The organism is Actinocorallia populi, from assembly GCF_002995495.1.
Lineage (GTDB): Bacteria > Actinomycetota > Actinomycetes > Streptosporangiales > Streptosporangiaceae > Actinocorallia > Actinocorallia populi.
Map to the genome: position 1 here is coordinate 452,795 of NZ_PVZV01000001.1, position 13,042 is coordinate 465,836.

The following is a 13,042-nucleotide window of genomic DNA, read 5'->3' on the forward strand; positions in this document are numbered from 1 at the left end:
GCATACGGCATTCCACCCGAACCAGGAGCGGCGGTCCTGAGACCTCAGGGCCGCCAGGCGCCGATGACGTCCTGCGGCGTCCAGAGGAGATCCACGGCGTCGGTGTCGACGTCGGGGCTCAGGCCGTTGAGGGACGCGACCACCAGACCGGTCGTGGCCGGATCGTGGCCGGGGACCTGGGGAGCAGTGCGGTGCAGCGCGGCCAGGTCGTGGGCGTCGAAGGGGGACGCCAGCCATTTGATGGAACCCGCGAAGAAGATCCGGGTGGCGAGGGGCGCACGGTCGGCGCCGATCAGGTCGATCTCGGGATCGAACTGGCGGTTCCACCAGCCGCCGACTGCCTCCGCCTCCGGCCAGGGCAGGTGTCCCGACAGTGCGGCCAGCTCGAGGGACTGCCTGATCAGTGGTTCCACGGCGCGCCCCCGCCATGCCGTCCAGCGCCGATCGATCAGTCGGCGCCCTCCTTCGGGCCTTCCTCTGCGGGCCTGTTCCTGTACGGCCCGCAACATTCCGAGGTAGAGCCGGAGGTTGCTGTCGGCCAGATGGTAGAGCGCCGGTCTGCCCGGCCTGGTCGATACGGGCTCGTTCAATACCAGGACACGCTTCTCCTCTGTCAGGCGGCGGAGCAGCGGCGAGAGGGATCCCGACGGCAGAGCGCCCTCTCGGCCGCCTGCCGCAGAGGCGATGTTGGCATGGGTCCTGTCACCCGCTCCGACCGCTTCCAACACTCGCCGGGAGGCGTCGGGGTTGGGAAACTCCGACATCAACGCGGTCTCCGGGATGCTGAACACGGCAGCGGCAGGATCTTCGGCTTCCCGGCGCAGGAAGTCCAGTGCCGGTGTTCCGCGCGGCCAGGTCCGGACGATACCCGGCAGGCCGCCGGTGACCAGATGCGCGTCGATCGCGCCCGGGGCGTCGAGCTCGAGGGCTTCCGCGACGTCGGCGGGCGTCAGCGGACCGAGGATCATGTTGTCCGCGCGGCCGAAGAACGGGCGGTCGTAGGCGGTGAGCCGCTCCATCATGTGCAGGTCGCTGCCCAGCAGGAGGAGCAGCACCGGGCGGGACGACAGCAGACGGTCCCAAGCGGTCTGCAGCGCGCCGTCGAACAGCCCGTCCTGCTCCGAAAGCCACGGAAGCTCGTCGAGGACGACCACGCAGGGACACGCCGGCAGAGCCGCGGCCAACACCCGAAACGCGTCCGGCCAGCTTCCCCCGACCGATGTGGGCACCATGCTCGACTCTGCCGGAAGCGCCGACTCCCTCAGGTCCCTCAGGAACGACCCCACCGCCTCGACTGGCGAGGCTCCCTTGGTCGCAGACGAGAACATGTAAGGGACCCCGGCCCGGTCGCAGAATTCCTGCACCAACCGGGACTTGCCCACCTGGCGGCGTCCACGCAGAGCGACGGCGACTCCCGACCCCGCGTCCTCCACCCTCCGCAGCCGTTTCGCCAGCAACGCCAGCTCTGGTCCTCTGCCGAAGAAGCCTCTCACAACGCCCCCTGTCTATGTAGATGCAATCTACATAGACAGATTCTACATAGATGAAGGCTACATAGACGGGATCTACATGGATGGTCCGTTGTCGTGGTCGACGGCGCGCGGCGGGTCAGGGGGTGGGTCTCGATCGGTACGGTGGCCAAACTTGGCTCGTTCATTGTCTTGTGTAAGTCGTGTTTGTGGGGATAGGTTCTGCGCCATGAACGCATTCCGGGCCTCGTCCGTCGCCGAGGAGCTGCGCGGGGCGGGCCTTCGGGTCACGGCCGCGCGTGTCGCACTGCTCGAGACGGTCCGGGAAGGGGGCCACCTCGATGCCGAGGTGATCACCTCCGGGGTGCGTGAACGGGTGGGGCACATCTCCCGGCAGGCGGTGTACGAGGCGCTGAACGCGCTCACCGCCGCGGGGCTCGTGCGCCGCGTCGAACCGCCCGGCAGCCCCGCCCTGTACGAGGGGCGCGTCGGGGACAACCACCACCATCTGGTGTGCCGGTCGTGCGGCGTCGTCGTCGACGTCGACTGCGCGGTCGGCCACGCCCCCTGCCTGACCGCGTCCGACGGCCGCGGCTTCTCCATCGACGAGGCCGAGGTCGTCTACTGGGGCCTGTGTCCCGACTGTTCCAGCGCCCCCTGAACACAGTCATCCCTCCTTCCGGAAGGACCCCCATGTCCGAGAACCACGACGCGATCGTCACCGACGACCAGCCCCAGGAGACCGGCGGCTGCCCGGTCGTGCACCGCACCCCGCACCCGACCCAGGGCGCCGGGAACCAGCGGTGGTGGCCGGATCGGCTCAACCTGAAGATCCTCGCCAAGAACCCGGCCGTGGCCAACCCGCTCGGCGCGGACTTCGACTACGCCGAGGCGTTCCAGAGCCTCGACCTCCCCGCGGTGAAGCGGGACATCGCCGAGGTGCTGACGACCTCGCAGGACTGGTGGCCCGCCGACTTCGGCCACTACGGGCCGCTCATGGTCCGGATGGCGTGGCACAGCGCGGGCACGTACCGCATCTCCGACGGCCGCGGCGGCGCCGGCGCCGGCCAGCAGCGCTTCGCGCCCCTCAACAGCTGGCCGGACAACGGCAACCTCGACAAGGCGCGCCGCCTGCTGTGGCCCGTCAAGAAGAAGTACGGCCAGAAGATCTCGTGGGCCGACCTCCTGATCCTCGCCGGCAACGTCGCCCTGGAGTCGATGGGCTTCCAGACCTTCGGTTTCGCCGGCGGCCGCGAGGACGTGTGGGAGCCCGACGAGGACGTCTACTGGGGCCCCGAGTCCGTCTGGCTCGCCGACGAGCGCTACACCGGCGACCGCGAGCTCGAGAACCCGCTCGCCGCCGTCCAGATGGGCCTCATCTACGTCAACCCGGAGGGCCCGAACGGCAACCCGGACCCGCTCGCCGCGGCCCGCGACATCCGCGAGACGTTCCGCCGGATGGCGATGAACGACGAGGAGACCGCCGCGTTGATCGCCGGCGGCCACACCTTCGGCAAGACGCACGGCGCGGGCCCGTCCGAGCACGTCGGCGACGACCCCGAGGCCGCCCCGCTCGAGCAGATGGGCCTCGGCTGGAAGAGCACCTACGGCACCGGCAAGGGCGGCGACGCGATCACCAGCGGCCTCGAGGTCACCTGGACGAACACGCCGACGACCTGGGACAACAGCTTCCTCGAGATCCTGTACGGCTACGAGTGGGAGCTGTTCAAGAGCCCCGCCGGAGCGCACCAGTGGCGGCCGAAGGACGGCGCCGGGGCGGGCACCGTCCCCGACGCGCACGACCCGTCGAAGAGCCACCAGCCGACGATGCTGACGACCGACCTCTCGCTGCGCTTCGACCCGGCCTATAAGCAGATCACGCGGCGCTGGCTCGACCACCCCGAGGAGTTCGCGGACGCGTTCGCGCGGGCGTGGTTCAAGCTGACCCACCGCGACATGGGCCCGATCGCGCGCTACCTCGGCCCGGAGGTCCCGTCCGAGGTCCTGCTGTGGCAGGACCCGCTGCCCGCGCTGGACCACGAGCTCGTCGACGCCGCGGACGTCGCCTCCCTCAAGGAGCAGGTCCTCGCGTCGGGTCTGACGGTGTCGCAGCTGGTGTCCACCGCGTGGGCGTCGGCCTCGTCGTTCCGCGGCAGCGACAAGCGCGGCGGCGCCAACGGCGCGCGCATCCGTCTCGAGCCGCAGCGCGGCTGGGAGGCCAACGACCCCGACCAGCTGGCGTCGGTGCTGCGTGTCCTGGAGGGCGTCCAGGAGACCTTCAACGCCGCCCAGACCGGCGGGAAGCGGATCTCGCTCGCCGACCTGATCGTGCTGGCGGGCGGCGCGGCCGTCGAGAAGGCCGCCAAGGACGCCGGTCACGACGTCCAGGTGCCCTTCACGCCGGGCCGCGTGGACGCGTCGCAGGAGCAGACGGACGTCGAGTCGTTCGCCGCGCTCGAGCCGACCGCCGACGGCTTCCGCAACTACCTCGGCAAGGGCAACCGCCTCCCGGCCGAGTACCTGCTGCTCGACAAGGCGAACCTGCTGAACCTCAGCGCCCCCGAGCTGACCGTCCTCGTCGGCGGCCTCCGCGTCCTGGGCGCCAACCACCAGCAGTCGGCCCACGGCGTCCTCACGGACACGCCCGGGACGCTGACCAACGACTTCTTCGTCAACCTGCTCGACATGGGCACGGAGTGGAAGTCGACGTCCGCGGACGCGACCGCCTTCGAGGGCCGCGACTCGGCCACCGGTGAGCTCAGGTGGACCGGCACCCGCGCCGACCTCGTCTTCGGCTCCAACTCCGAGCTGCGCGCCCTCGCCGAGGTCTACGCCAGCGACGACGCGAAGGAGAAGTTCGTCGGCGACTTCGTCGCCGCCTGGGCCAAGGTCATGGACCTGGACCGCTTCGACCTGTCCTGATCCCCATGTCCAGGCCGGCCCGGCCCGGCGACCTGACGGCGCCGTCCCCCGCAACGCACTCCGCGGGGGACGGCGCCGTCCTCGTTGCCGCGCGTCTGCTCACCGTCGATTCCGGTTTCTCGCTACGAAACCCTCGGCGGTCGTGGTGGCGCCGCTTCGTAGGAGCGGATCACCCGGGCGGTCGGATCCGGGGCTTCGGGGTCTCGCAGGCGGTCGGTGCACAGGAAGTCGTCCAGTTCGAGCGCGTGCTCCCGTTCGCTGATCAGGAAGGTCCCGCCGACGAGCTGCGGATCCCAGCCCTGCGACAGGGCGTAGTCGATGATCGCCCGTATGTGCCGGGGCTCGGGATAGGCGTTGTCGGTCGCGCAGGCGCCCCAGGGGGTGCCCCAGGCCTTGGACAACAAATCGACCTGCAGTGCGCGGCTGTTCTTTCCCGCGCCCCATATCCGCACGCGGATGCATCGGTGGCAGTCGCCCTCACCCTGTACGTGAAGGATCTGCGCCCGCCACACGTACTCACGCCCGTGGGCATGCAGCTTCCTCAACCTCGTACGCATGTCGCATCACCTTGTCCGTGCCGAAATCAGTCCTGGAGCGTCCAGTGAACCGCGGTCGCGTCATCGCGCCTCTTGGGCCGCGGCCACCGTTTTCCGTCCGGGTCGGTCGCCTCCGCCTCGCGGGTTCGCCGGATCAGTCCGGCCGGTCCTTCCCGTGTGAGCACGTCCAGTGCTCCCGCCCAGGTGCACAGGCCGAACAGGTCGACCAGCCGGGTCGCTCCGTCCGTCATCGCCGACACCGAGACCACGTCCGCCAGAGGCAGCGCGCCGGTGACCGCCTCCCGGGCCGCCGCCGGTTGCGTACTCGCGACCCAGAACCCCTCCGTCCGGTTCCGGTAAGCGGCGAATTTCTCCACTCGTGACAACGACGCGAAGGAACGTACGTCACTGCCGATCGGCGCGATCTCCTCGCCTGTATCGATCCGGCGCCGCAACACCTCCAGCCGATCGTCGATGACCGCCAGCGGCTCACCGGAGGCGCGCCCCAGGAGAACCATCGCGTCCGCCAACACCAGATATTCGAGTCGGTCGCCGGTCGCTCTGGCGACGGCGACCGTCGCCGACGGCGAATGCGGACTTCCGACGTCGCACGTGTCGCCGTGCGCCAGGACGACACGCTCGATAGCGCTCTCCAACGCCTCGGCCAGCGTCGACGACCGGTCGGTGACCGCCCCTGCCAGGAGCCCGCCGAGGGTCCGCGCGTACCAGGCGACCGAATGCGAGCATCCCGACTCCCATCCGGCCGGTGCGCTGGCCCCGTCGATGACGACCACCGCACCGGGCAGCACGGCCGCGAAATCCTCGTTCTCCCGGTCCGGCTCGCCCGGCTCGGTCCCTACCGCCACTCTCACTCCGGCCACTCCCGTCGGTCGTGCCTGCGCCCCCGCCCAGCCTGCCCGAGGCGCGTACGACACGACGGGGACGGGCCCTACATATTCCTTGACACGAATATTCTCCATGGAGAATACTTTCCGCATGGACGCACTCCTCACCGCACTGGCCGACCCGGCCCGCTGGCGGCTCGTGAGCCTGCTGGCCGAGCGGCCCCGCCCGGTCGGCGTCCTCGCCCGGCTCGCGGGGGCCCGCCAACCGCAGACGACCAAGCACCTGCAGGCCCTCGAACGCGCAGGTCTCGTCGTCTCCCAACGCACCGGCCAGCGCCGCATCTACGCCCTCCAGCCCGGCCCCCTGCGGGAACTGGCGGCCGTGCTCGACCGGCTCGCCGACACCGCGGACCAGGCCGGCGGCCCGCGCGAGACCTACGACCGCTACGGGCTCAGCCTCCACTCCGAGCGGCTCGCCGCGGAGGAGGCCGGATGGGCCGACGGCCGTTCGTTCGGTTTCCTCCGAACGCTGCCGGGACGCCCCGAACCGGTCTGGCGCCACCTGACCGAGGCCTCGCTGCTCGCCCGGTGGTGGACGCCCGACGGCCTCCGCGTCTCCGAGCTCGTCTTCGAGGCGCGACCGGGCGGGCGGATCGTCCACGAGTACCGCGATGCCGAGGACATCGACGGCTCCGACCCGGTCGCCGGGCGCGCCGAGGGAGTCGTCGAGGACGTGCGCCCCGGGGAACGCCTGGCCTACCGGCTCTCCCCGCTGCTCCCCGACGGCGGGCTCGCCTTCACCTCCCACATCGACATCGGACTCCGGCCCGCCGGCACCGGCACGGACCTCGACGTCCGCTGGCGGATCACCGACAGCACCGTCGCGTCCGCGGACTTCATCGCGGGCATCGAGATCGGCTTCGGCCAGAGCCTCGACAAGCTCACCGCGGCCCTCGCCGCGGACCCCCACGACACCGGCACGAGGAGCACGCAATGACGGAGCAGACCACCGGCCGCAGGGTGACCGCGAACATCGGCCTCTCCCTCGACGGGCGCTACAACGGACCCGGCGGGGCCGGCGACGCGGGCGCGATCGTCCGGTACGCGACCACCGACGTCGCGCGAGACCACCTCACCCGCATCTGGGAGGGCGCGACGACGGCGCTGCTCGGCCGGGTCAACGCCGAGGGGTTCCTGCAGTACTGGCCGTCGGTCGCCGTGGACGAGAACGCCGACCCGCGCGATCGCGGATACGCGAAATGGCTGGTCGACGTGGAGAAGGTGGTCTTCTCGACCACCCTGGCCGAAGCGCCGTGGGAACGCGCCCGCGTGGTGAACGCCCCCGTCGCGGACGTCGTCGCCGAGCTCAAGGCCACCGGCACCGGCGACATCCTCGTCAACAGCAGTGCGAGCCTCATCAAGGCGCTCCTGTCGGCGGACCTGCTCGACCGGCTGCATCTCATGATCACCCCCGAGATCGCCGGGGGCGGGCGGCGGCTGTTCGACGACGGCCTGCCCGCTTCGGGGTGGACGCTCGCCCACCAGGAGACCGGCGGGCTGGGCGAACTCGTCATGGTCTACGACCGGGCCCGCTGAACCGGCCGGTCGGGGCGGTCGCCCGCCCGCTCCCGCGGGGAGCCCTCCCGTACGGACCGGGGCCGCCGTGCGTCATCCCGGCGGGAGGGGGCAGGATGGTCGTTGTCGTCGTGAAGGAGAGATCAGTTGACCGACAACACCGGTGACGTCGTCATTTCCGACGCTCCCGAGCGGAACCGTTTCGAGGCGCACATAGACGGGGCCCTGGCGGGATTCGCCGAGTACATGCGCGGGCCGGAGCTGGTGGTCTACCCGCACACCGAGGTCGGCGGCGCCTACGAGGGGCGCGGCGTCGGCGGAAAACTGGCCCGCGCCGCGCTGGACGACGCCCGGACCCGGGGCCTGCGGGTGCTGGCCACCTGCCCGTTCATCGCCGCCTGGATGCGCCGCAACCCCGGTTACGCCGAGCTCGCCTACCAGTCGCGAAGCCACGTGAGCGACTGACAGAGCACCGCCGACGCGCGCCCGGCCCGCACAGTCCGTGCCCGCACCCGTCCTCCGGCACCCGTAAGAGCACCCGCTCAGCCGGAGGACGGCGATGTCCCGCCCAGAAGGCACAGTTCGTCGGCTACCCGTGGACCCGGTACCGGTCGATGCGACCTCTCCTTACCGACCCCTTGCCCCATGTTTCAGGCAAGCGTCATAAATCGAATACCCAGTGTAATACAATGCGTGCGCAAAGTAATGTTCGGTTGTGCCTACTTCTCACCACGAGGCGTTGCATCGCATCTTCCAGGAGGACACCCGGCTGCTCGGCCGCATCCTGGTGGACGTACTGCGGCTGAAGCTGCCGACGCCGGACAAAGTCGAGATCCTCAATGTCGACCTGACCGACCTGGAGCCGGTGGCCCGATGGCCCGACACCCTCCTGCGCGTCGAGTCGGCGGATGGACCACTCATCGTGATCATCGAGGCGCAGACGGATTCCTCGGAGACCAAGCGTCGCAGGTGGGCCAGGTATATCGCCCACCTCCAGGACGTCTACGACTGCGACGTCTCCCTCGTCGCCATCTGCCGCAAAGCGGCCACGGCCCGCTGGGCGGCCGAACCCTTCGCGATCGGACCGCGGGCCTGGCCGTCCATGGTGATCTATCCCATCGTCCTGGGGCCCGACAACATCCCTCTGATCACCGAGTTGGCCGAGGCGTCCCGCGACGTGCCCCTGGCCGTCCTGTCCGCTCTCATCCACGGCCGGTCCCCGCACGCGGATGCGATACTGGAGGTCCTGGCGACCGCGCTGACCACCATCGACACCGCCCAGGCCGTTCACCTGGCCGAATTCATCGAAGGCGGCCTCGGCAAAGGCCCGTCCCGTCAGAAGTGGAGGACTCTCATGGCCACCAAGCACTACCCCTACATCTCCGAAGTCCGCGCCCAAGGCCGTGAGGAAGGCCGTGAAGAGGGCCGTGAAGAGGGCCGTGAGGAAGGCCGCCAGGAGGAGGGGGTCAGGGTGCTTCTCCGGGTGCTCGGCAAGCGTGGGATCACGCTGTCCGGCGAGGAACGGGAGCGTGTCACCGGCTGCACCGACATCGAGCAGATCGAGGAGTGGCTGGACCGTGCCCTGGACGTCTCCACCGCCGCCGAACTGTTCGCCGGGAAGTCCTTCTCCCGGGAGTGATCCGCCTCCTCTTCAGTTCTGGCGCGGCTCCGGACGGGCGGTCCGCCGCGGGGGCCGTCCGGCCTGCCAGCGTTCCACCAGGGCGGGGAGTTCGCGGAACATGAAGCCGTAGAAGTCGCGCATCTCGGTCAGGCGGTGGGTGGCGGGGGAGTCGGGGCCCGCGGCGGCCATGCCCTCGTCGGCGGCTTCGAACATGGTCTGCACGACGGTGTTCTGCGTCGACATCAGGACGGCCCAGGCGCCTTCGCGCAGCCGGTAGTGCTCGCGGCGGCTGCCGGGGGCGGGCACCCGCTCGATCAGGCCGACGGTGGAGAGCATCTTCAGGGCTCCCGACACCGAGCCGGAGCTGATGGCCAGCTGCTCGGCCAGGTCGGGAGCGGTGACGCTGTCCGCCTCGGCGAACAGCAGCGCCGAAAGGACCCGGGCGGTCGCCTTCTGCATCCCGTTCTGGGACAGGATCAAAGCCATCTGCTCGGCGGCGTGGGCGATGTCCGCCAAGGTCGTCCTCCTCTTCATCGGTCTTGACGGAAGTCTAACGCCTCAGAGTCTTCAGAAATCTCTGAAGACTCTGATACTTTCGCGGTATGAACACGGCGATCGAGCTGACCGGCCTCACCAAGGACTACGGGTCACGGCGCGGCCTGGACGACTTGTCCCTGCGGGTGGCGGCCGGGGAGGTGTTCGGCTACCTGGGTCCCAACGGGGCGGGCAAATCCACCACCATCCGGCTGATGCTGGACCTCATCCGCCCCACCTCCGGCACCGTCCGGGTGCTGGGGATGGACCCGCGCGCGGACGCGGTACGGCTGCACCGCCGGATCGGCTACCTGGCCGGGGACTTTGTGGTCGACGGCCGCCAGCGGGCCGGCGAGTGCCTGTCCTTCCTGGGCGACCTGCGCGGCGGCGTCCCGGCGGCGCGCGTCCTGGATCTGGCCGACCGGCTGGAACTGGACCTGTCGGCCCGGGTCAGGAGCCTGTCCAAGGGAAACCGGCAGAAGGTCGGGCTCGTCCAGGCGTTCATGCACCGGCCCGAACTGCTGATCCTGGACGAACCCACCTCGGGTCTCGACCCGCTGGTGCAGCAGACGTTCCTCGAGATGGTCGCCGAGGCCAAAGCGGCCGGGCAGACGGTGTTCATGTCCAGCCACATCATGAGCGAGGTGGAGGCCGTCGCCGACCGGGTGGCCATCATCCGCGAAGGCCGCCTGGCGGCCGTCGACACCGTCACCGCCCTGCGGGAGCGCTCGCTCCTGCGCGTGCGGATCGACTTCGCCGAAGCCGTCACCGCCGAGGAGTTCGCGGCCCTGCCCGGCGTCACCGACCTGACCGTGACCGGTGCCGAAGGCGGCGCCACGCTCACCTGCCGCCTGGACGGCCGCCCCGACGCCCTCGTCAAGGCCGCGGCCCGCCACACCGTCACCGACCTGCGCGCCGAAAACCAGGACCTGGAAGAGCTCTTCCACGCCTACTACACCGGCGGACGCCCCGGCGCCGCGACCGGCCCCACCCGCTGATTCCTCTCCTTCACTCCCGTCGAGGACACGACATGACCGCTACCCGGCACGCGACCTCCTCCCCTGCTCTGCCCGGTGCCTCGGGCGCCGCCCGCGCGTTCGGGCGCTCGATGTTCACCAAGACCCTGTTCGACAACCGGCGCATCTTCACCGTCTGGGCATTGGCCACCGGCCTGCTGGCGCTGATGTACGCCGGCTTCTACCCGCAGATCACCGCTGACACCGCCGCCAGTGTGCCCGAGGCGATGAGCGGATTCGGTTTCGACGACATGGGGTCGGCCGCCGGATACCTCCAAGGCGCGGTGTTCGGGCTGCTGGTGCCCTTGCTGGTCACCTTCTACGGCGCCGCCACCGGTGCCCGCATGATCTCTGCCGACGAGGAATCCGGCTACCTCGACCTGCTGCTGGCCCACCCGATCAGCCGCACCCGCCTGCTGCTGCAGCGTTTCGCCGCCCTGGCCACCGGAGCCGTGCTCATCGCGGCCGCGGTGCTGGGCGCGATGCTGGCCATCCGCGCCGGCGCCGAACTGGACACGATCTCCGCAGGGGGGTTCGCCGCACAGGCCGTCACCCTGGCGCTGCTCGCCCTGGTGTTCGGGGCGCTGGCCACCGCCATCGGCGCGGCCACCGGCAAGGGCCGCGCCACCGTGTTCGGCGCCGCCGCCGGAATCGGCGTGCTGGCCTACGCCGTCAACGGATTCGCCCCCCAGATCGGCGCCGACCGGCTGCGCCGCCTCACTCCCTTCCACTACTACATCGGCGGCGAGCCGCTGAAGAACGGCCTCCCCCTCGCCGACGTGTGCGTGCTGGCCGCCGTCACCGCCGTGCTCCTCGGCGCGGGGACCTGGCGGTTCGCCCGCCGCGACCTCGGCCGCTGAGCAGACGCGCGCCCGGCGTCACCCGGACATGGAGATGGCCCCCAGCGGATTACCGGAGAGTGGCTGGGGGCCTGCCGGGACGGGTGGCCGTCCCAGGTCGTGCGGCCGTCGGTGCGGCCGGTGCGCGGGCGTCCTCGCGTCAGCCGCAGTTGGTCTTGCGCTTGCCGCCTTCGGTGCCGGAGATGCGGCCCATCCAGTCGACGCACTTGCCCGGCGCGTACAGGTAGACCGGACCGGCATAGGACCTGAACTGGCCGCCCTGGAACGCCGGCCAGTGGCTGCCGACCGGGTTGGCGCCCAGGCCGACCTCGATGAGCACGGGCGAGCCGGCGGTGTTGCGCTTGGCGATCGCGCAGTTCTTGCCGGTGGACGCGTTGTAGGTGAGGAACACCGTCCCCTTGGTGCCGATCGCGTCCTTGTTCACGACGGCGTAGCCGGAACCGCATTCACCCGCATAGGTGGCGGCGGACGCGGGGGCGGCGGTGGCCACGGCCCCCGCGGTCGCGGCGACCGCCGCAAGTCCCAGCGTGGTGATCTTCTTCGCGATGCGCACGGCGAGGTCTCCCTTTGCGTTGCGGTCGTAGTGCGACCACGCTGGCACGGGGCCTCCGGCGCCGTCGAGCGTTCTTTGTCCGCTGGACGTCCAAGAGCCGTTGGACAAATGAATCCGCAGGTCAGCGGCCTAACCGACGCGGACGTCCAAGAAGATCGGGCGCTTGCCGGGGAAGAGCGTGCGGCCCTGGCGGTCGACCATCTTCCAGTAGATCCGGCAGCTGCCGCTCTCCTTCGGCGTCCGCACCCGCACCCGGATGTCGACGCTCTCCCCCGGCCTCGTCCGGGGGATCTCCACCCGGTCCGGGGCGGCGCAGATCGCGTCGTTCGCCCGCATGAGGAAGCGGCCTTCCCACTCCACCGTCCCGGCGTTCCGGATCCGCCACACCTTCTCGAACTCCTCGCCCTGCCGCACCAGGGTGCCGTCCGGATAGGTGATGTCCCCTTCGAAAACCGAATCGTCCACTTCGAACGAAGGCCGCGCCGCCGGGGGCCTCCCTGCGGGGTCGTCTTTGAGGAGGAACGCGGCGCCTCCGACGACGACGGCCAGCACCGCGAACGCGATGACGGCGGCGACGGCACCCGTGTTCAGCCGGAGGCGCCGCATCCGGACGACGTGCGGTGCCGTCACCACGTCCGGCTCCGGTTCCGCGGACCTGGCCTCGGGCACCACAGCCTCGGGCACCGCGGTCTCAGGCGCGGCAATCCCGGGCGCTGCGGCCTCGGGCGCGGCGGCCTCGGGAGCAACGGTCTCCGCCGCCCCCACGACGGATTCCGTCCGCTCGGCCGCGACGTCGGCGTCCACGAGATCGGCGTCATCGAGTTCCGCGAGCGCCTTCGTCCGGCGCCAGAGCTCCCGCCACTCCCGCTCGGTCTCCGCGGCATCGCGCCCCAGCCGCTCGACCGCCAGGACCCGGACGAACTCCCAGGTCGTCCCCCAGCTCGCCAGCGTCCGCCCCTGCGCCGCCGCGGCCAGCGACGACTTCGAGGCCGCCGCCCCCAGCCGGGAGGACATCTCCGCGAACGACGGATCGCCCGCCTCCACCTTGAGCCGCCACAACCGGTCCGCGAACGCCGCGACCGGCCCTTCGGCAGGATCGGGCCGCATGGGT

Annotated in this window: 14 protein-coding genes; 8 read left to right on the forward strand and 6 right to left on the reverse strand. The window is 70.6% G+C overall.

The features are described 5' to 3' along the window. Nucleotides 1-44: 44 nt before the first annotated feature. Entirely contained in the window at nt 45-1,493 is a 1,449-nt protein-coding gene (locus tag C2865_RS02260) for an ATP-binding protein (protein WP_106396581.1), read from the reverse strand. 205 nt (nt 1,494-1,698) lie between these two features. Between C2865_RS02260 and C2865_RS02265 the strand changes: the two genes are divergently transcribed. Further along, complete coding sequence (locus C2865_RS02265) at nt 1,699-2,130, forward strand: Fur family transcriptional regulator (RefSeq protein ID WP_106396582.1); 432 nt, start codon at nt 1,699-1,701, stop codon at nt 2,128-2,130. A 32-nt stretch (nt 2,131-2,162) separates the two neighbouring features. Continuing rightward, entirely contained in the window at nt 2,163-4,391 is a 2,229-nt protein-coding gene (gene katG, locus C2865_RS02270; protein ID WP_106396583.1) for a catalase/peroxidase HPI, read from the forward strand. A gap of 122 nt (nt 4,392-4,513) precedes the next feature. Here the strand turns inward: katG and C2865_RS02275 are convergent, their stop codons facing one another. Both C2865_RS02275 and C2865_RS02280 read right to left on the reverse strand, forming a co-directional pair. After that, the gene (locus C2865_RS02275) at nt 4,514-4,948 is read right to left on the reverse strand and encodes a hypothetical protein (RefSeq protein WP_106396584.1); all 435 of its coding nucleotides are present in this window, start codon (nt 4,946-4,948) and stop codon (nt 4,514-4,516) included. A 26-nt stretch (nt 4,949-4,974) separates the two neighbouring features. Beyond that, nucleotides 4,975-5,793 (reverse strand): protein phosphatase 2C domain-containing protein, encoded by an 819-nt coding sequence (locus C2865_RS02280; protein WP_232835298.1) that lies wholly within the window; start codon nt 5,791-5,793, stop codon nt 4,975-4,977. Between the two features lie 130 nt (nt 5,794-5,923). Here C2865_RS02280 and C2865_RS02285 point away from each other — a divergent pair, with 130 nt between their 5' ends. The 4 genes from C2865_RS02285 (at nt 5,924) to C2865_RS02300 (ending at nt 8,986) form a co-directional block, all read left to right on the forward strand. Continuing rightward, on the forward strand, nt 5,924-6,769 hold the full coding sequence (locus tag C2865_RS02285; protein WP_106396586.1) for a metalloregulator ArsR/SmtB family transcription factor: 846 nt from the start codon (nt 5,924-5,926) through the stop codon (nt 6,767-6,769). Continuing rightward, a complete protein-coding gene (locus C2865_RS02290) occupies nt 6,766-7,368 on the forward strand; it encodes a dihydrofolate reductase family protein (protein ID WP_106396587.1) in 603 nt (200 codons plus the stop codon). The genes C2865_RS02285 and C2865_RS02290 overlap by 4 nt, the downstream gene beginning before the upstream one ends. A 126-nt stretch (nt 7,369-7,494) precedes the next feature. Continuing rightward, entirely contained in the window at nt 7,495-7,812 is a 318-nt protein-coding gene (locus tag C2865_RS02295) for a GNAT family N-acetyltransferase (RefSeq protein ID WP_198652828.1), read from the forward strand. Nucleotides 7,813-8,062: 250 nt separating this feature from the next. Further along, on the forward strand, nt 8,063-8,986 hold the full coding sequence (locus tag C2865_RS02300; RefSeq protein WP_157963524.1) for a hypothetical protein: 924 nt from the start codon (nt 8,063-8,065) through the stop codon (nt 8,984-8,986). A 12-nt stretch (nt 8,987-8,998) separates the two neighbouring features. Here C2865_RS02300 and C2865_RS02305 read toward each other — a convergent pair whose 3' ends face one another. Continuing rightward, the gene (locus C2865_RS02305) at nt 8,999-9,484 is read right to left on the reverse strand and encodes a GbsR/MarR family transcriptional regulator (protein WP_232835299.1); all 486 of its coding nucleotides are present in this window, start codon (nt 9,482-9,484) and stop codon (nt 8,999-9,001) included. Between the two features lie 86 nt (nt 9,485-9,570). Between C2865_RS02305 and C2865_RS02310 the strand changes: the two genes are divergently transcribed. Together C2865_RS02310 and C2865_RS02315 are read left to right on the forward strand one after the other, a co-directional pair. Then, nucleotides 9,571-10,500 carry an ABC transporter ATP-binding protein gene (locus C2865_RS02310; protein ID WP_106396590.1) on the forward strand — a complete coding sequence of 310 codons (930 nt, stop codon included), beginning with the start codon at nt 9,571-9,573 and terminating at the stop codon, nt 10,498-10,500. Between the two features lie 32 nt (nt 10,501-10,532). Next, the gene (locus C2865_RS02315; protein ID WP_198652829.1) at nt 10,533-11,378 is read left to right on the forward strand and encodes an ABC transporter permease subunit; all 846 of its coding nucleotides are present in this window, start codon (nt 10,533-10,535) and stop codon (nt 11,376-11,378) included. A gap of 139 nt (nt 11,379-11,517) precedes the next feature. Here the strand turns inward: C2865_RS02315 and C2865_RS02320 are convergent, their stop codons facing one another. Next, a complete protein-coding gene (locus C2865_RS02320; RefSeq protein ID WP_232835300.1) occupies nt 11,518-11,979 on the reverse strand; it encodes a spore-associated protein A in 462 nt (153 codons plus the stop codon). 81 nt (nt 11,980-12,060) lie between these two features. Further along, nucleotides 12,061-13,038, reverse strand: coding sequence for an NBR1-Ig-like domain-containing protein (locus C2865_RS02325; RefSeq protein ID WP_106396592.1), 978 nt, complete (start codon nt 13,036-13,038; stop codon nt 12,061-12,063). Between the last annotated feature and the right edge of the window lie 4 nt (nt 13,039-13,042).

Bases quoted from the DNA above. Each gene is read 5' to 3' on its own strand.
- C2865_RS02265 (WP_106396582.1), top strand. From the start codon at position 1,699: ATGAACGCATTCCGGGCCTCGTCCGTCGCCGAGGAGCTGCGCGGGGCG.
- katG (WP_106396583.1), top strand. From the start codon at position 2,163: ATGTCCGAGAACCACGACGCGATCGTCACCGACGACCAGCCCCAGGAG.
- C2865_RS02275 (WP_106396584.1), bottom strand. From the start codon at position 4,948: ATGCGTACGAGGTTGAGGAAGCTGCATGCCCACGGGCGTGAGTACGTG.
- C2865_RS02285 (WP_106396586.1), top strand. From the start codon at position 5,924: ATGGACGCACTCCTCACCGCACTGGCCGACCCGGCCCGCTGGCGGCTC.
- C2865_RS02290 (WP_106396587.1), top strand. From the start codon at position 6,766: ATGACGGAGCAGACCACCGGCCGCAGGGTGACCGCGAACATCGGCCTC.
- C2865_RS02310 (WP_106396590.1), top strand. From the start codon at position 9,571: ATGAACACGGCGATCGAGCTGACCGGCCTCACCAAGGACTACGGGTCA.
- C2865_RS02315 (WP_198652829.1), top strand. From the start codon at position 10,533: ATGACCGCTACCCGGCACGCGACCTCCTCCCCTGCTCTGCCCGGTGCC.
- C2865_RS02325 (WP_106396592.1), bottom strand. From the start codon at position 13,038: ATGCGGCCCGATCCTGCCGAAGGGCCGGTCGCGGCGTTCGCGGACCGG.